Source organism: Paenibacillus sp. PL91 (genome assembly GCF_012935325.2).
Classification (GTDB): Bacteria; Bacillota; Bacilli; order Paenibacillales; family Paenibacillaceae; genus Pristimantibacillus.
In genome coordinates, this window is sequence record NZ_JABBYG020000007.1 from 188,122 (window position 1) to 205,678 (window position 17,557).

16 protein-coding genes are annotated in these 17,557 nt (G+C 49.1%); 14 read left to right on the plus strand and 2 right to left on the minus strand.

The window, feature by feature from the left end; genetic code table 11:
* Positions 1-55: 55 nt before the first annotated feature.
* A complete protein-coding gene (locus HI950_RS17810; protein ID WP_169084409.1) occupies positions 56-889 on the minus strand; it encodes a carbohydrate ABC transporter permease in 834 nt (277 codons plus the stop codon).
* Entirely contained in the window at positions 889-1,770 is an 882-nt protein-coding gene (locus HI950_RS17815; protein ID WP_169084411.1) for a carbohydrate ABC transporter permease, read from the minus strand. The genes HI950_RS17810 and HI950_RS17815 overlap by 1 nt, the downstream gene beginning before the upstream one ends.
* A gap of 133 nt (positions 1,771-1,903) precedes the next feature.
* On the opposite strand from HI950_RS17815, the gene HI950_RS17820 reads away from it, so the two are divergent.
* The 14 genes from HI950_RS17820 to HI950_RS17885 all read left to right on the plus strand — a co-directional run bounded on the left by HI950_RS17820 (position 1,904) and on the right by HI950_RS17885 (position 17,551).
* On the plus strand, positions 1,904-3,811 hold the full coding sequence (locus HI950_RS17820) for a cache domain-containing sensor histidine kinase (protein ID WP_169084413.1): 1,908 nt from the start codon (positions 1,904-1,906) through the stop codon (positions 3,809-3,811).
* Positions 3,789-5,405, plus strand: coding sequence for a response regulator transcription factor (locus tag HI950_RS17825; protein WP_169084415.1), 1,617 nt, complete (start codon positions 3,789-3,791; stop codon positions 5,403-5,405). Before HI950_RS17820 ends, HI950_RS17825 begins: the two co-directional genes overlap by 23 nt.
* Positions 5,406-5,494: 89 nt before the next feature.
* Positions 5,495-5,977, plus strand: a complete 483-nt coding sequence (locus HI950_RS17830) for a CcdC family protein (RefSeq protein ID WP_411268105.1) — start codon at positions 5,495-5,497, stop codon at positions 5,975-5,977.
* Between the two features lie 19 nt (positions 5,978-5,996).
* Complete coding sequence (locus tag HI950_RS17835) at positions 5,997-7,343, plus strand: DUF2252 domain-containing protein (protein WP_169084420.1); 1,347 nt, start codon at positions 5,997-5,999, stop codon at positions 7,341-7,343.
* Positions 7,344-7,593: 250 nt separating this feature from the next.
* Positions 7,594-8,139, plus strand: a complete 546-nt coding sequence (locus tag HI950_RS17840) for a glutathione peroxidase (RefSeq protein ID WP_169084422.1) — start codon at positions 7,594-7,596, stop codon at positions 8,137-8,139.
* A 1,306-nt stretch (positions 8,140-9,445) separates the two neighbouring features.
* Positions 9,446-10,810: a sodium-dependent transporter gene (locus HI950_RS17845; protein ID WP_169084424.1), complete on the plus strand. Its 1,365-nt coding sequence runs from the start codon at positions 9,446-9,448 to the stop codon at positions 10,808-10,810.
* 189 nt (positions 10,811-10,999) lie between these two features.
* Positions 11,000-12,673 (plus strand): glutamine--tRNA ligase/YqeY domain fusion protein, encoded by a 1,674-nt coding sequence (locus HI950_RS17850; protein WP_169084426.1) that lies wholly within the window; start codon positions 11,000-11,002, stop codon positions 12,671-12,673.
* A 78-nt stretch (positions 12,674-12,751) separates the two neighbouring features.
* On the plus strand, positions 12,752-13,345 hold the full coding sequence (mobA, locus tag HI950_RS17855) for a molybdenum cofactor guanylyltransferase (protein ID WP_169084428.1): 594 nt from the start codon (positions 12,752-12,754) through the stop codon (positions 13,343-13,345).
* A gap of 198 nt (positions 13,346-13,543) precedes the next feature.
* The gene (locus tag HI950_RS17860) at positions 13,544-14,047 is read left to right on the plus strand and encodes a GNAT family N-acetyltransferase (protein WP_169084431.1); all 504 of its coding nucleotides are present in this window, start codon (positions 13,544-13,546) and stop codon (positions 14,045-14,047) included.
* Positions 14,044-14,757, plus strand: coding sequence for a metallophosphoesterase family protein (locus HI950_RS17865; protein WP_169084433.1), 714 nt, complete (start codon positions 14,044-14,046; stop codon positions 14,755-14,757). The genes HI950_RS17860 and HI950_RS17865 overlap by 4 nt, the downstream gene beginning before the upstream one ends.
* 3 nt (positions 14,758-14,760) lie before the next feature.
* A complete protein-coding gene (locus HI950_RS17870) occupies positions 14,761-15,204 on the plus strand; it encodes a VanZ family protein (protein ID WP_169084435.1) in 444 nt (147 codons plus the stop codon).
* A gap of 78 nt (positions 15,205-15,282) precedes the next feature.
* The gene (gene hisC / locus HI950_RS17875; protein WP_169084437.1) at positions 15,283-16,344 is read left to right on the plus strand and encodes a histidinol-phosphate transaminase; all 1,062 of its coding nucleotides are present in this window, start codon (positions 15,283-15,285) and stop codon (positions 16,342-16,344) included.
* Positions 16,344-16,781: a hypothetical protein gene (locus HI950_RS17880; protein ID WP_169084439.1), complete on the plus strand. Its 438-nt coding sequence runs from the start codon at positions 16,344-16,346 to the stop codon at positions 16,779-16,781. Before hisC ends, HI950_RS17880 begins: the two co-directional genes overlap by 1 nt.
* 164 nt (positions 16,782-16,945) lie before the next feature.
* Positions 16,946-17,551 (plus strand): TetR/AcrR family transcriptional regulator, encoded by a 606-nt coding sequence (locus HI950_RS17885; protein WP_169084441.1) that lies wholly within the window; start codon positions 16,946-16,948, stop codon positions 17,549-17,551.
* Positions 17,552-17,557: the final 6 nt, after the last annotated feature.

Below are 17,557 nucleotides of genomic sequence, written 5' to 3' on the forward strand. Positions count from 1 at the left end.
CAAATCCCCCTTGATAATGTATTAGTATATGGAATCGACCGTTTGATTATAAGCGTTAGCCTTTAACCGAACCAGCCGCTACTCCCTCAACGATGTAACGCTGTAATAACAGGAAGAAAGCTACGATAGGCGTGATGCCAAGTACAAGCGCTGGAAGCGCAAGGTCCCACTGCTTCGTATATTGTCCGAAAAACGCGAAGGTCGCGAGCGGGATCGTACGCATATCAGGCTTTTGCAAAATTAGCGATGGAAGCAAGTAATCATTCCACACCCACAGGCAGTTCAAAATGATGACGGTCATGAGCATTGGCTTCAGCAGCGGAAGCACAATTCGGAAGAATACTGTAATCGGATTACAGCCGTCAACGGTCGCCGCTTCTTCAATCTCAAGCGGAATCGCTTTGATGAAGCCGTGAAAAAGAAATAGCGAGAGCGGAGCACCTAAACCGAGATAACACATAATAAGACCGTACATACTATTGTTGACGCCCAGCACGTTCACGACTTTTAACAAAGGGATCATGATCGACTGGAACGGAATAACCATAGCCGCAACAAAAAACATAAACAAAATGCGGTTAAAGCGCGTATTGGAACGAACCATCCGATAAGCGCCCATCGCGCTGATGAGCGCAGTCAGAACAACGGTGACGACTGTGATGATCAGCGAATTGCTGAATGCTTGCGGAAATCGAGTGAGCTTCCAAGCGCGGGAGTAGTTCTCCCAGTTGAACACCTGCGGCCAGCTTGCCGAATTGGCCATAATTTCGCCGAAGGGCTTAACCGAGTTCACGAGCAGGAAATAAAACGGCGCAAGGAACAACAAGCCGACGATAATCATGATCGCTTCGGCTATGAACAGCTTTCCGGTATATTTTTTCGTATCCATTAAGCTTCAACCTCCTTGCTCTTGGTGACGCGAACCTGTATAAGCGTAATGACGGCAACGACGATAAAGAAGATGAGCGATTTCGCTGTACCAAGTCCATACCGGTTGTTCTGGAACGCTTCCGCATAAATATTGAGTGCGACGGATTCCGTTGATTTGAACGGTCCGCCCTTGGTGAGCGACAGGTTGAGGTCGAACATTTTGAACGACCAGGAGATCGCTAAGAACAGGCAAACCGTAATAGCAGGCATAATGAGCGGCAAAATAATGCTGCGAAGCACCTGCATGCGAGTAGCGCCATCGATCTCAGCAGCCTCAAGCACTTCCTTTGATACGTTCGTGAGGGATGCAATGTACACAACCATCAGATAACCGGCTGACTGCCAGACGAATACCATCGTAATGCCCCAGAAGCCAGTCGTCTCATCGCCAAGCCATGGGAGGTTGAAGAAGGACCAGCCGGTCATGTCGCCAACGGTAGAGAAGCCTTTTACAAATATAAATTGCCATATGAAGCCGAGCAGCAAGCCGCCGATTACGTTAGGCATAAAGAAGATCGTCCGCAGCACGTTGCGCGTTTTCAGCTTCTTCGTGAGCAGGTAGGCAAGGAAGAAACCGACCAAGTTGGTTAAAATAACACCAACTACGGTGAAGCGAATTGTAAACCAGAAGGAAGACCAGAAATCGGCATCATTCGTAAAAATTTGCTTGAAGTTGTCGAACCCGACCCAATTAACCGTTCCGGCAACGCCGTTCCAATCGGTAAACGAGTAGTACATGCCAAGCAGAAACGGGATTATCATAATAAGTAGAAAAAAGATGGTAACTGGCCCCACGAATACCAATTGCGGCCACCATCCGGACATTCTCTTGCTGCCCATCGTAGGAACTCCCCTTTCTTTTCACCAGAAAACTATTGTATGTTTAATTATGCAAGTGACAGAGCGTGATAAACACCGACGGATGTGACCGGTCAGGTGCAATATATTGATCGCGAGCGGAGGCGGCTTATTTTTGAGATTCAATAGCATACGGACTAAGCTAATCGTATTTATGCTGATAGCGACCATCGTGCCGATTGTGACGACGATGATTGTGACATACAGCTACACAACGAAGTCGATGAAGGAGAGGGCGCTCGAGGATACGCAAAACCTGCTGTATCAAGGCCAGCGGAACTTGACGGCAGTTCTGGAGGAGCTTAATATCGGCTCGCTTAACGTGTATTCGGATGCAGAGCTGTATCGGCAGCTTCAAACGGGACTTGCCGATTTTCAGACAGACAGCCGCGTGTTCGCGGCATTGTCTTATATGAAGTCATCCGTGCCGGAGGTTCATCAGGTGTACTTGTACGCAAGCCTTGGCAAACGGGCTACGATCGTTACGAATGTGGCGGGAGCGAAGCGTGCGAGCGACATTGCTCCTTTTTCAGATCTTGATGCCTATGTAGGAAGCGGCGAGAGCGTATCGCTTCAGCCGACGCATATGAGCCATACGTACGGCTTTTCTTCTTTGCAGCCGCAGCAGCCCAGCGAGATGGTCTTTACGCTGCATCGGCGCATCGAGCGCATCCCCTCAACTGAGAAGCTCGGTTATGTCTCCATGGATGTGAAGCTGTCGCTTCTTACTGGCATCGTAGGGCAGCTCTATGACCCCCGCGAGGAGGAGCTGTATGTAATCGACAATAACGGCTATGTCGTATTTACAGACAATGAGCTTCTTCTTGGCAAACCGCTCACGGCCGCTTGGTATAACGGTGCGCTGACGAGTGGAGAAGAGGAAAGCGGACATTTTGAGCAAGGCGGTGCACTGTTCGTATATGAGCGTGTGCAGGCATCCGTAGCGGGCTGGACGATCGTTAAGCGCATTCCGACATCTTATCTCATTCGAGAGGCGAATCAAGCAGCAGCTATTAATTTGATGCTGCTTGCGTTGTCGCTTGCCGTGATCGTCGCGGCGACGATCATCGTTTCGCTGCGGATTACGGCTCCCGTGAAGCAGCTGGTTCGTTATATGAATCAGGTGCAAGCAGGAAACTTGAATGTGCCGATCCAGCCTTCCGGGAATGATGAGATTGGCCTTGTTGTTGTACGCTTCCGAGGCATGATGGATACGATCAACAATTTAATTTTACGCGAGTATAAGCTGGAGCTGGCGAATAAGACGAATCAGCTACGGGCGCTGCAAGCGCAGATCAATCCGCATTTTCTAAATAATACGATTCAAATTATCGGGACGCTGGCGCTGGAGCTAGGCGTGCCGCGCATTTATGCGCTGCTGTCCGCGCTTGCAAGAATGATGCGATATAGCATGGATAATGAGGCAAGTACGATTACGCTCAGGGATGAGCTGGCCCATTTGAAAGCGTATGTGGAGCTTCAGAAGGAGCGCTACGAGAATCGGTTTGAGTTCCGTGTCGACGTGGATGAAGCGTTGTTGGATGCAGAGATGCCGAAAATGATTTTGCAGCCCGTCATAGAAAATTATTTTAAGCATGGCATGGATAAGGCAGCTAAGGATGGCGTGCTGCTGCTGCGCGCGCAAGCGCGTGAGGACGGGCTGATTGCCATCCTGGTTGAAAATAACGGGGCAGCGATTCCGGAGAAGCGGCTGTCTGAGCTGCGCCAAGAGCTGGCTGGCATTCATTATTTGAAGGGCGCGCAGGGCGCTGCCCCTCGAGGACAGGAGGCTCGCTCCGGGGTTGAGACGGAAGGCATCAGCCATTCCTTAAAGCTGGCGCAGGATGGCGCCGAGCCGAAGATCGGCTTGAACAATGTACTAACCCGCATGAAGATGGTCTATGGCGATGAAGCGCAGCTTGAGGTTCGGAATATGGAGCCTAAAGGTGTGCGGATTACACTAACGATAAAGAGGACGATTGAAGAAAGGGGGACTAACGATGAAGGCGCTGATCGTGGATGATGAGGCACGCGTAAGAAAGGCCGTTCGACTGCTCGTCAATTGGGAGATGCATGGCATTGACGAAATAGAGGAAGCAAGCGGAGGATTTGAAGCAATCGAGCGGATGAGACAGGACAAGCCTGCTATTGTCATTATGGATATGATGATGCCGGAGGGCAGCGGCGTCGACCTGATGGCGGCGGTAAACGAATTTGCCGGAACGATTAAATTCATAGTCGTGAGCGGGCGTGGGGACTTCGATTTTGTACGTGAGGCCGTCCGTCATGGAGGGATCGACTATCTGCTGAAGCCGATTGAACCGGAGGCTATTAATACGGCTGTGGCGAAAGCAGCCGCGCAGTGGCGGCTTGAGCAGCAGGAGCGGGCTGAGAGGCAAAAGCAGAGCATGCAGCTTAATGAATTCAAGCCGGTCTACGGCGAGAAGCTGCTCACGGGGCTGATCACTGAGCCTGCTACCGCGCAAGCGGCTCTGCGCAGGCTGCGTGCGGAGAGGCTTGTTCCCGAAGTTGCGAACAGTGCGCGGCTTGCGCTATTGCAGGTCGACACCAGCGATAGACAGCTGCATGAGCGCTTCGCATGGGACAGTGATTTGCTGCATTTTGCGATTATCAATATTTGCAACGAGTTTCTGCTGCCAGGGCAAAAAGGCGTAGCGTTCCGCCATTGGGGAGCGCCTACGGAAATTGTCATTGCGGTATGGGGAGAGGCGGATGAGCTGCCAGCTATTCTGCAAGCTATTAATGATGGCTTGTTTGTAACGCTTCAGCGCCGCATGCATATCGGAACGAGTATGGCGGGAGCGTTTCCAGAGACGCTCCCGGGTCAATACGAGGAAGCATTATCTGCCTTGTGGCGCCGAAATATGATGGATGCCAACCGTTATATTCACTTATTCGAGGATGTTAAGAGCGGCAGTCGAATCGCTTTTTCGGATTGGGAAGAAGAATGGAAGGTTGCGGCGCTGAGCGGTAACGAGGAGCAGCTTGCTGCTGCATCGGGACGATGGCTTGAAGCAGTACGCTCTGGCGGATATATTGCCCCGCAAATGCTGGAGGATTATAAGACGGACACGCTTTTATTTTGCGCAAAGATGCTTCGTGAAGCCCCAGGCAGGCTAGCGGGGGATGAAGAGCCTTTGGCTATCATGGAAGAGCTTGCGGGAAAATCGCCGCATGTCAACGCCAGCTCACTTTCGCTTCAGGATTGGCGCGAATGGTCGTGCCTGCTTCTGCAGAGATTGTCGCAGGCGATCGTGCAGCGTCAGGCTCACGAGAAAGCGAAAATGAGCGATATCGCAGCTTTTATCGAGCAGAATTATCAAGCGGAGCTGTCGCTTCAGGATATCGCGAAGCGGTTTTTCGTCAGCCGAGAATATGTGTCCCGCAAGTTCAAGCTGGAGTATGGCATCAACATTACCGATTACATATCGGGCATACGCATTGATAAAGCGAAGCTGCTGATGGTTAATCCGAATTTGCGCATTGCGAAGATTGCCGAAATGGTCGGGTTTCATGACGAGAAATATTTCAGCAAGGTGTTCAAGAAGCAGGAGGGGATCTCACCGAAGGCATACCGCCAGGGCGAGACGGAATAAGAGGCTAGGGCGGTTTGCAGTGATCCTTGTTTTGCAGTACGATGAAAGAAATAATAGGGCACTCATACCATTACATAGGGGAGGACGCAGTGTTGCTCTCTACATATTTTATTCAAGTCAGCTCGATTATCGTATCGGCTTTGGCTGGGCTTACGCTTATCATCCTTCGTATTCGAGCAGGGAAGCAGCCAACCAATTTGCGAAAAATGATTATACCGCCGCTAGGCATGGCAACGGGCTTCATGATGTTTGCCTTCTCGGCGACTCACATTCCGTGGGTATGGGGCTTTTCCTCGTTTTTAACCGGCTTGCTGATCTTTGCGTTTCCGCTAATCGTCACGACCCGCCTCGAGCGTGTGGAATCCGAAATCTATGTCAGGCGCTCGAAGGCGTTTATATTTATTATGCTGACGCTGTTCGTCATTCGGTTAGCGCTGCATCGCGTCGTGGAGCAGTATATGTCGATTCCGCAAACCGGCGCTATTTTCTACTTGCTGGCGTTTGGCATGATTATTCCGTGGCGGCTTGCTATGATTAGCGATTATATGAGGCTTCAAAAAGTAGAGTCATAGATCGAATGGGGGATTGCATATGGATCCGAAGCTCGCAGAACGGGTAAAACTAACGCAGAATAAGCTGAGAAAGCGGACATTATCCGCGATATTTCAAGAGTTTGACCAAAAAATTATGAAACTTGAGCGAAGCAAGCGCGAGGAGAAGTATTTGAAAATGTCGGAAACGCCATTTTCGTTTTTTCGCGGCAGCGCTTATTTGTTTTATTTTGACGTGTCACGGGAATGGTTTCCTTATCATACGCCACTTAGCCGTCCGACCTGGATTCAGGGCGATCTGCACTTTGAGAACTTCGGTGCCTTCCGCAATGAACGGGGCACGCTCGTCTATGACGTGAACGATTTTGATGAAGGCTACTTGGGCTCGTATTTGTATGATCTGCTGCGCATGTCAGTGAGTATTGCGCTTGTCGGCAGGCTCAGGGGCCAGACGTATGACAGCCAGTTCAGCTCGATTGAAGCTTACTTGCAGGCCTATTCCAAGCAAATGCGCCGATTCGCAAAGGGGAAGGATGACCCCGGCACGTATTCGATAGATATGGAGCAGGCGGAAGGTCCGGTGAAGAAGCTGCTCAAAAAGCTGCAAAAGCGCAAGGATCAGCATTTTCTGGAGAAGGTGACTGCGCTCGTTCAGGAGCACCGGCAATTTGCGGCGACCGATGAAATCGTACCGCCTACCGATGAGGAGAGGGCTGCTCTGCTGGAAGCGTGGCCGGATTATTTGGCTACCGTTGCAGCGGATGATACGGAGGAGCTGCGGCATTTTCAGGTGAAGGATATAGCGGTGAAGCATGGCTCAGGAACGGCCTCTATCGGGCTTGACCGGTTCTATGTGCTCATTGAAGCGGGCGAAGGAGCACAGGGCGAGGATGATATCGTCCTAGAGGTGAAGGAGGTACGCGTTCCGGTGCCTGCTTACTTCATGCCTTATGACGAGACATTTTGGTCCATGTTCGAGCATCAGGGCAAGCGGGTGACGATGACGCAGAAGGCAATGCATCACGAAGCGGATCCTTACCTTGGGTGGCTAACAATAGGTGATCGGCAGTTCTATGTGCGGGAGCGATCCCCATATAAGAAGCGGCTTAAGCTTGAATCGCTTGAAACGGCAGGCGATTTGCTATCGGTCACGGACAGTATGGGGAAATTGACGGCTAAGATGCACGCTCGGGCGGATGCCGACGTGGCTCAGGGAATTCTGGCTTACCACAGCGAAGTGGAAATCGTGAAGGCGATGGGCAATGATGAGGACGCATTCTGTACTTCTATTGCGAATTGGGCCATATCCTATGCAGGCCAAGCCGAGCAGGATTACGCATTGTTTACCGATTGGTTAAACGGAAGAAAGAAGCAAACGCAATTATAAATAGCCGTATCCAAAAAGACTGCTCTCAGAAGGCGAAACCATTCGCCTCGGGAGCAGTCTTTTTTTACTTTTCAAAGGGAAAGCTATTTTTTAAAATATACTCGGTAGAAAATCCCCGGTAAGGTGCGAAAATTAACATCATAGATTCGTTTGACAAGCGGTATATCATTATGGTATTCTTTTCTAGTAATTAAGTTGTATACAATTTAATTTACTCAAATAGAAGCAGGTCAACAGGAGGCATTCAACCATGAGCATTTATTCGTACGAGCTAGAGTCCATTAAAGGTGAACAAATAAGCATGGAGCAATATAAGGGCAAGGTGTTGATTGTTGTCAACACAGCTAGCAAATGTGGCTTTACGCCACAATATACCGATTTGCAAAAATTGTATGACCAGTATAAAGATCAGGGACTCGAAATTCTTGGCTTTCCCAGCAACCAATTCGGCGAGCAGGAGCCTGGTGCAAATTCTGATGTGCAAAGCTTTTGCCAGTTGAACTATGGGGTATCTTTCCCACTTTTCGCCAAAACCGATGTAAGGGACGAAACGGCTCATCCGCTATTTAAGCATTTGACGGAAGCAGCGCCTTTCAATGGCTTTGAAGTAAGCGACCCTAGCGGCAAAATGCTAAATGCCTTTCTTCAGGAAAAGCTTCCTCATTACCTTGAGGGCAATTCAGTCAAATGGAACTTTACGAAGTTTCTGATTGATCGCGAAGGAAATGTCGTCAAACGGTTCGAATCGACCGACGAGCCCCTCGATATGAAGGCCGATATCGAGCAGTTACTATAGTGCTCCCTCACTAAAAAATGAAATACATGCGGCTTCCCGGCGAAAAAAAGCCCAGTTAATGGCTATTTTAGTCGTTTTAGAGCGAGAAGTGACGCAAGTTGGCGATTTCTTGTGCAGCGAAGACGGATAAGCTCCTGCGGAACACGAGCCATACGAATAAAAGAGGTGATCCCCGCTGTATATGGTCAATGGAAGTGAAGCGTCGTCGCTCGGAAGGGGAGCGCATTACAAAATGATGCAGATGCAGCCGTTTTGGAGGCGGTAGAGCTGGATGGCAGCTATTTTTCTGCGCGAAATGGAATGCAGGTAACAAATTGCTGTATCTTGAGGGCATATCTAGTGGTAAGAACTACGATAGTCTCCCAGACTGCTTGGACTGGCAAAAGATATGTAATGTGTAACCATCTCTCGTTCTCGCCTTTGCTGACTCCTTTTCCACAGGTAGAATACACCACCAAAATGGTGCTTAGTTACTCTCTGCTCATCAGTTTCGGTGATAGGCTGGTGTGCTGTTTGGTCACACAATAAGTGCGCCATCGCATCTGCATTATTCGAAATTGCGTTAATTATTGGATGTACTGCTATGTATCATGGTAGGTTGAAAATAGATAGAAACAGGGAATATGTTTCTATCTATTTTTTTATGCCTTGGAGACTGATCGGAATGCCGATATGAACGCTGAAGTGATGATTCTTATAAGTTGTATTTGTGCAATAAAATTAAATGATCCATAATGGTTAATGTTGTTTAATCCCTTTATTATTAATAATTGATTGTGATTTTAATGAGGAGTGTTAGTTCGAATAATAAGGTTATTATATGCAAAAATAATAAAGATGCACTCTCGTTTTAGGTGAACGCTTCATTGAAAAAGTCAGAAAGGAATTGGCAATGACACAGGGTGTGAAATATGCTGGTCAAAATCCCATCGAGTTATGCCGCCCACCACGTAATATTCGTGGCATCGCTCTCTGCATGCAGAGCTATTTGCAGCATTTAGAAAATCGCTATTTATTTCAAAGCAAGTGAGATTATCGCTGACGGTGTCTGTGCAGAGACGGGGCATTCGGATATAATGTACTTTTAATATTGATCACAATGTTTCCTTAACAGCTGTTTTTGAAAGGGGTGGGGAGGTTTTTCCAGACCATCGTTTTCCCTCTCGTCCTGTGATCATGTATTCGCTTATATGAAGTCAGTGCAAGGCCGACCAGTACGAAATGCAGATATATTTTTCGGAAATGGTCATACTACCCATCAGCACCTTAGAGAGATTTTGCATAGAAATTTGGGAGGAATTATGTAATGAAGGATCAATTTCAGTCAGGGCCCTTGCATGGCAAGGTGAATAATAAAGAGGAGAGGTTCTCGTCGTCGGGATTTATTTTGGCGGCGATCGGAAGTGCGGTTGGTCTAGGGAATATGTGGAAGTTTCCTTATATAACAGGCCAATACGGGGGCGCGGCCTTTTTCATGTTATTCGTAATATGTTTGCTTCTTGTAGGTTTGCCCGTATTGCTCGCTGAGCTGACAGTAGGACGAGGCGGCCGAGGAAATGCATCGACTTCGCTCATTCGGCTAAGCGGACGGAAGCTATGGGGCGGCTTTGGATTTATTACGATTTTAGGTGCGTTTGTCATATTATCCTTCTATGCGGTGGTTGCCGGTTGGACCTTGCATTATGCGATGCTGTCCTTCACGGGGAAGCTGTTCGAGCATAAGGATTACGCGCTGCTCTTCAGCAATTTCAACGCAAGCTGGATGCCTGTGTTTTGGCAATTTATCGTCATGCTGCTGACGGGCTTCGTCATTATCCGGGGTGTGTCAGCTGGTATCGAGAAATTCAATAAGATTCTTATTCCGGGGCTCGTTATTTTGCTCCTTGTGCTTTGCGTGCGCGCTTTGTCGTTAGAGGGAGCAGGGGAGGGCGTAGCCTTCTTCCTAAAGCCGGACTTCAGCAAGCTCTCGGCGGAGTCAGCGCTCGTTGCGCTTGGACATGCTTTCTTCTCGTTATCGCTCGGCATGGGGGCTATTATGACTTACGGCGCTTATGTTGATAAGCGGCAGTCGCTAGGACTTGCCACGCTAGCCATAGGTATCGGGGATTTGGCTTATGCTTTTCTTGCCGGTTTGATCATATTTCCTACGACGTTCGTATACGGACTAGAGGCATCGCAAGGGCCGGGTCTCGTGTTCGTTGCGCTGCCGGCTGCATTCTCAGCGATGCCGCTGGGAGCCATTTTTGGTGGACTGTTCTTCGTGCTGCTAGCCTTCGCGGCGCTGACTTCCATGATCTCGCTGCTTGAAGTGCCAGTGGCCTTCGTCCGCGAGGCGTTCGGCTGGAGCCGTAAATTCTCAGTCGTGCTGCTGACGCTGCTTTGCTTCTTGGTCGGACTGCCATCTGCTTTATCCTTAGGGGATAAAGCGCCGTGGCTGACGTTTGGCGGCAAGTCTTTCTTTGATTGGATGGACTTCGTCTGCTCCAATATCGTGCTTCCGCTCGGCGGGTTAGTGGTCACCCTATTCGTAGGCTATGCGTGGAAGGGAGCTGCGGAGGAAGCAGGCTTGTCCACATGGTGGCTGAGGCTGTGGATGTTCATGCTGCGCTACGTAGCGCCGATTCTAGTGCTGCTCGTCTTTCTGTACTCGTCAGGTATCTTAACGTTTTAAAACGGGATGGACTATAGGAGCCAACAGCGTGCTGCTATAATTGAAAGGTTAAACAGCCCGCCTCTAATAGAGGATGGGCTTTTTTGCTTTCTGCGAAAATGACGCCAACATGCAAGGAGTATTATAATTTCACGGAAATTTGTGTATTATAAGAGGATAAATATTTTCCGTGGGAAAGGTTGGTCGCAGATGGAGAATGCAGTAGAGAACAAGTCATCATCCTCGAATTTCATAAAAAACATCGTAGTCGAAGATTTGAAGAGCGGCCATGTGCAGGAAATTGTCACTCGTTTTCCGCCGGAGCCGAACGGCTATTTGCATATTGGACATGCCAAGTCGATTTGTCTGAACTTTGAGCTCGCCGATGAGTTCAAGGGCAAGACCAATCTGCGTTTCGACGATACGAATCCGCTCAAAGAGGATACGGAGTACGTGGAATCCATTCAAGAGGATGTCCGCTGGCTTGGCTTTGAATGGGATGAGCTTCGTTTTGCGTCGGATTATTTTGAAGAGCTTTATAACCGTGCCGTGCTGCTTATTAAGAAGGGCAAAGCTTATGTATGCGATCTGAATGCAGAGCAAATGCGAGAATATCGCGGCACATTGACCGAGCCAGGCAAGGAGAGCCCTTATCGGAGCCGCTCCGTGGAGGAGAACCTCGACTTGTTCTCGCGCATGCGCGCGGGCGAGTTCAAGGACGGCGAGCGGGTGCTGCGCGCCAAGATCGACATGGCTTCGCCGAATATCACTTTGCGCGACCCCGTTCTGTACCGAATTGCGCATACGCATCATCACCGCACCGGGGATGCTTGGTGCATCTATCCGATGTATGACTACGCTCACCCGCTAAGTGATGCCATTGAAGGCGTAACGCATTCGATCTGTACGCTTGAGTTCGAGGATCACCGTCCGTTATATGACTGGACGATCGCGGAATGCGAGATGGAGGCTACTCCTCGCCAATATGAATTTGCCCGCCTGAACGTGACGAATACCGTTATGAGCAAGCGCAAGCTGAAGCAATTGGTAGACGAGGCAGTCGTAGACGGCTGGGATGATCCGCGCATGCCGACGATCAGCGGCTTGCGCCGCAAAGGCTATACGCCCGAAGCGATGCGCGCATTTTGTCGCGAGATCGGCGTGTCGAAGAGCAATAGCCTTGTGGACGAGCGCAATCTGGAGCATTTTATAAGAGAAGATTTGAAGCTGAAGGCACTTCGCACGATGGCTGTATTGCGACCTCTAAAGGTCGTCATTACGAACTATCCAGAAGGGCAAAGCGAACTGCTGGAAGCAGAAAACAACGCCGAAAACGAAGAGATGGGAACGCGTCAAATTCCGTTTTCCCGTGAGATCTACATTGAACAGGATGATTTTATGGAAAATCCTCCGAACAAATATTTCCGTCTTTTTCCCGGCAATGAAGTGCGCCTCAAGCATGCGTATTTTATCACCTGCCAAGAAGCGATCAAGGATGCGGACGGCAACGTAATTGAGCTGCACTGCACCTATGATCCGAAGACGAAGAGCGGCTCCGGCTTTAATGAGCGCAAGGTTAAAGGCACGATTCACTGGGTAGAAGCGTCTTCCGCTGTACCTGCGGATTTCCGGTTGTTCGAGCCGCTTATTACGAGCGAGGCAGAAGAGGAAGGCAAGCCGTTCCTTGAATGCATCAATCCGAATTCGCTCGAGGTGCTGACTGGCTTCGTTGAGCCAAACATGAAGGATGCGGCAGGCGGCGATAAGTTCCAGTTTTTCCGCCATGGCTACTTTAATGTGGATCCGAAGGATACGACGGCAGAGAAGCTGGCTTTCAATCGAATCGTTTCGCTGAAAAGCTCATTCGATCCGTCCAAAGCATAAGTAAGCGAAGCGCAGAAGCCTGCTGAGATTACTACACTCGGCAGGCTTTCTTTCTATTTAAAGGGGGGTGGAATGGGAATGGGAAAGCATCCTATTCATAGCTTGCTGCTGGCTGGCGGACTTAGCTCTAGAATGGGGACGGACAAAGCGCTGCTGCTCATTGAGGGCAAGCCGCTGCTGTGCCTTCTAGTAGAACAACTTCGCGCACTGACAGAGCATGTGATCCTGTCGGTCGGATCATCGGAGCGAGAAGCGATTTATCGCGGTATTCTCGGCGATATGGGAGAGTCTGTGAGCTTTGCCTTGGATCGTTATCCAGGCTGTGGTCCGTTGTCCGGTCTTCATGCTGGCTTATCTGCTGTTACTGAAGGTTATGTATTCGTAATGGCCTGCGATATGCCGCAGCTGTCCGAGGAATTGCTCACGCAGCTCATGGGTCATCTGGAGAGCGGCGCGGACGTCATTCACGCCTCCGGCCAGCCGTTTCATGCGCTTTATCATACAAGAGCGGTCCCTCAAATAGCGATGGCGCTCGATGAGCAGGATTTCCGTGTCATGCGGCTGCTTGGGAGGCTGCAGACCGTCGTCGTTAGTCCGCTTGCGATCGGCGGCAAAGCTATTTTCACAAACCTCAACACGCCAGATGATTACTCTAAATATGCGGGTAATTAAAGGGTGGGTAGCTTCGTTATTCATTCACAAGGCCTGCCGAGCATTTTGCTTGGCGGGCTATTTTTTTGGATGCTCAAACAATCGGCGGTGTGATATAATTTGTCAAAGTTAAGAGAGCCTTTGGCCTTCATAAATCATTAATAAATAAGCAGTAGGGAACCCCGCAAGCGACACATAGGAAAGTAAGAGGTGGCGAGTATGTCTCAGCAGCAATATGAAATTATCGACGCTCAGCTAAGCGATCTGGAGCACATTGTCGACATTTATAACTCAACGATTGCAAGCCGAATGGTTACAGCGGACTTGGAGCCGGCGACTGTAGATAGCAAAAGAGCGTGGTTCGATGAGCATTCTGCCGATTTTCGTCCATTATGGGTACTGCGAATTGAAGGGGAAATTGCGGCATGGTTTAGCTTTCAATCCTTTTACGGCAGACCTGCCTACAATGCCACGGCAGAAATCAGCATTTATATAGCGGAGCAATACCGATCCCGCGGACTTGGCTCGGTGCTGATTCAGAAGGCAATCGAGGAGTGCCCGCGGCTTGGGCTGCATACGCTGCTTGGCTTCGTATTCGGACACAATGAGCCAAGTCTGGCGCTGCTTCGCAAGTTTGGATTCGAGGTTTGGGGGCATCTGCCTAAGGTTGCGGTGCTCGATGGCGTAGAGAGAGATCTTGTGATCTCGGGGAGACGCGTATGAAGCGAACGTTAGTCATTAGTGATATCCATGGCTGCTATGCGCCTTTTAATGATCTGCTTGAGAAAATGAACTATTGTCCAGGCGAGGATCAGCTCATGCTGCTCGGCGATTTCGTTGATCGCGGTCCAAGGAGCAAGGATGTGGTTGAGCAGGTCATAGGCCTCGTTCAGAAGGACGGCGCGATTGCTATCCAGGGCAACCATGACGAGAGGCTTGTCGACGTTATGCTGGAGCGAAACGAGCATGCGCTGCTGAAATTTTCCAGCCATGGCGGCAGGCAGACGGCTGAGAGCTATGCCGGCACCAAGCAAGGCTCGATTGAGCATGTCATCGAGTGTGCGAAGGAGGCTGTTCAGGAGCGTTATTCGCATCACATGACCTTTCTTGATAACCTTCCCTATTACCATGAGGACGAGCATTTTATTTATGTGCACGCCGGTCTTAATCCCAATTATTTGAATTGGAAGGAACAGCCTCCGCGAGATTTTCTCTACATTAAACAGCCTTTTCTGTCTAGACCTACCAATGTGAGCAAAACGGTTATTTTCGGCCATACGAAAACAATCGATATTCACAACAAGCCCGATGTTTGGTTCGGTCCCGGCAAAATCGGCGTTGACGGCGGTTGTGCAACAGGGCATCAGCTTAATGGCCTAGCGATTACAGGAGCAAATGAATTTAAGGTTTATTCAGCGCCGTGGAGGCTGTAAACGATGCGGATGTACGCGAATGCTCATTTCAAAAGCTTGCTGCTGAATCTGTTTCTAACCGTACTCGGCTTAGGCTACGCGCTTATTATGGGGTGGCTATTGTTTTACCGAAATCGCTATTTTGGCGAAGGATACAGCTATAATCTCGTTCCTCTCTTTACGATAAAAAAATATATCGTTCATTATGATCATTTCAATTTTGATATCTGGTTTAAAAACTTATTCGGAAATATCGTTTTATTTATTCCGATTGGACTTTTTTTGCCTCTATTAAATAAAAAATATAAACATGTGCTCGCGCTTGCCGGAGCCTCCATCTTGCTTATAACAATCGTCGAGCTTGCGCAAATGCTGACACGGGTAGGCAGCTTCGATATCGATGATATTATTCTAAATACGTTCGGAGCGCTGATAGGCTTGCTGCTGGTCAAGTTTGTTGTCCGTTAGGCTCTGTGATTCGCATATCCATTAATGTTAAACTAAAAGCAACGACTTGGAATAAGGCAACGAAAGGAAGAATGACCATTGAGTAAATTTTGGAGTCCATTGACCGCTTCGCTCGTACCGTATGTGCCAGGCGAACAGCCGAAGGATAAAACGTACATTAAACTGAATACGAATGAAAATCCTTATCCGCCCTCCCCGAAAGTAATCGATGCTATCAAAGCAGCGGCGAACGCTGATCTTCGCCTGTATCCTGATCCTACCTGCGAGGGGCTTGTACAAGCTGCTGCGAGCTATTACGGCCTGCCTGCTGAGCAAGTGTTTGTAGGAAACGGCTCGGACGAAATTTTGGCGTTTGCGTTTGCAGCTTTCTTCGATCCAGCGAAAAAGCTGCTGTTCCCGGATATTACGTACAGCTTCTATAAGGTGTATGCGAAGCTCTATGGCTTGCAGACAGAGCTGGTTCCGCTGGACGAGCAGTTTCATGTGCAGGTGGAAGCCTACGCTTCGGACAACGGCGGCATCGTAATTCCGAATCCGAATGCGCCGACAGCGGAGCTGATTCCGCTCGAGAGCATCCGTAAGCTGCTTGCCAGCAATCCGAATCAAGCTGTCATTATTGACGAGGCTTATATCGATTTTGGAGGGCAATCGGCCATCGAGCTGATTAAGGACTACCCGAATTTGCTCGTTGTGCAGACGCTCTCGAAATCACGTTCACTTGCAGGACTTCGCGTCGGCTTTGCCTTTGGCAGCGAGGAGCTGATCGAAGGACTGAATCGGATCAAAAATTCATTTAATTCGTATACGCTTGATCGGCTCGCCTTAGCTGGCGCCATCGCTTCGCTTGAGGACGATGCTTATTTCCGTGAAACGACAGCAAAGGTGATTGCTACACGCGAGAGGGTGACGGAGCGGCTGCTAGCTGACGGCTTCAAGGTGACCGATTCGAAAGCGAACTTCGTCTTTATCTCGCATCCTAGCATAGCGGCTGAATCCATTTTCCAGCAGCTGAGAGACAAGGGCGTGCTTGTGCGTTACTTCAATCAACCTCGCATTAATGGATATTTGCGGGTGAGCATTGGTACAGATGACGAGATGGATGCTTTTATTAAGGCGCTTCAAGAAATTGTAGGCGTGTAATGGAAGAGGCGGCGAAGGAGCAGCTGTTGTTCAGACGATCGATGAGGTTAGTCCTGCTGCTAAGTGCAATTTATGCTGTAGTCAGCAATGTCTTTCTGTATGCTGCCTACTTTAACAGCGGAATTGTAGAGTGGAGCTACCTCATTTGTGCAATAATGGTCATCGCATTCGTTGTGCCTATTGTCATGCTGTTTCGAAATCGGCATTGGTACTTCCCGGCCTTCATCTTCTTGTTCTGGATACCATTTAGCGTTCTGCTTGCTTTCATACTTAGTCAAGTGCTGCCGATATCGGACCATTATGCCGATTTTGGGCTGCTGCTCGTTTATTGCCTTATTTTGAATGTAGTCGTTATGGTGCTGAGCATCGTTTTAGGCATAATCATCAATACGGGTTGGATCCTTTGGCAACGAATAAACGACTCCAAAAAGCAATAATTACCTAAGCTGTGCATGTATCTCCTCAAAAAAGGAGCATGCACGGCTTTTTTTGTTCCAATAGCTTGTACCTTGACATTTTGGCTGATCCGTCTTACAATTCTGTTAAACTAACTAACGTTCGTTAGGCAAGAGAACGGACAGGGCAGCAGGAGGGATAATGGATGATCACTGGGCCTTCTACGGCGGAACGAATCAAGCAGGCAGCATTAACGATGTTCACGGAATCCGGTTATGAAGGAGCATCGTTATCAGAAATTGCCAAAGCGGTCGGCATCAAGACGCCGTCCATTTATGCGCATTATAAATCGAAGGAGCAGCTGTTCTTGCAGCTCATTCAAGAAGTAATCGCAGAAGAGCGGAAACAATATTTAGAGCTGCTTCAGGCCATCATGAAGGAGCCGATCAAGCAACAGGTCTATCGATTATTTGAGTTTTTTACCGATCTTAATCATTTGACGACCGGGCAGGCATTCTTGAAGCGGACCATTCTTGTACCGCCCCGGCATTTGAGGGATCAACTGAGGCAGGATCTCATGCGCTATGAGAATGAGCTGACCGAAGGTCTTATAGAGGTGCTGCATAAAGGAGCATCCGAGGGATTGTTTAACCGTGAGGAGGAAGAGCGGCTGATCGCTACCTTCTATGTGTGTGTCGATGGCATTCTTGTCGAGAACCAATTATATGAGGAAGAGCTGTTCGAAAAAAGGAAGCGAATGGTGTGGCAATCATTATGGCAGCTTTGGACGATGACAGCGAGAGAGGATTGAAAAATC

What these genes read in the sequence shown, in the direction of transcription:
- HI950_RS17810 (WP_169084409.1), bottom strand. Translation starts at nt 889, where the DNA reads ATGGATACGAAAAAATATACCGGAAAGCTGTTCATAGCCGAAGCGATC.
- HI950_RS17815 (WP_169084411.1), bottom strand. Translation starts at nt 1,770, where the DNA reads ATGGGCAGCAAGAGAATGTCCGGATGGTGGCCGCAATTGGTATTCGTG.
- HI950_RS17825 (WP_169084415.1), top strand. Translation starts at nt 3,789, where the DNA reads ATGAAGGCGCTGATCGTGGATGATGAGGCACGCGTAAGAAAGGCCGTT.
- HI950_RS17835 (WP_169084420.1), top strand. Translation starts at nt 5,997, where the DNA reads ATGGATCCGAAGCTCGCAGAACGGGTAAAACTAACGCAGAATAAGCTG.
- HI950_RS17840 (WP_169084422.1), top strand. Translation starts at nt 7,594, where the DNA reads ATGAGCATTTATTCGTACGAGCTAGAGTCCATTAAAGGTGAACAAATA.
- HI950_RS17845 (WP_169084424.1), top strand. Translation starts at nt 9,446, where the DNA reads ATGAAGGATCAATTTCAGTCAGGGCCCTTGCATGGCAAGGTGAATAAT.
- HI950_RS17850 (WP_169084426.1), top strand. Translation starts at nt 11,000, where the DNA reads ATGGAGAATGCAGTAGAGAACAAGTCATCATCCTCGAATTTCATAAAA.
- mobA (WP_169084428.1), top strand. Translation starts at nt 12,752, where the DNA reads ATGGGAAAGCATCCTATTCATAGCTTGCTGCTGGCTGGCGGACTTAGC.
- HI950_RS17860 (WP_169084431.1), top strand. Translation starts at nt 13,544, where the DNA reads ATGTCTCAGCAGCAATATGAAATTATCGACGCTCAGCTAAGCGATCTG.
- HI950_RS17865 (WP_169084433.1), top strand. Translation starts at nt 14,044, where the DNA reads ATGAAGCGAACGTTAGTCATTAGTGATATCCATGGCTGCTATGCGCCT.
- HI950_RS17870 (WP_169084435.1), top strand. Translation starts at nt 14,761, where the DNA reads ATGCGGATGTACGCGAATGCTCATTTCAAAAGCTTGCTGCTGAATCTG.
- HI950_RS17880 (WP_169084439.1), top strand. Translation starts at nt 16,344, where the DNA reads ATGGAAGAGGCGGCGAAGGAGCAGCTGTTGTTCAGACGATCGATGAGG.
- HI950_RS17885 (WP_169084441.1), top strand. Translation starts at nt 16,946, where the DNA reads ATGATCACTGGGCCTTCTACGGCGGAACGAATCAAGCAGGCAGCATTA.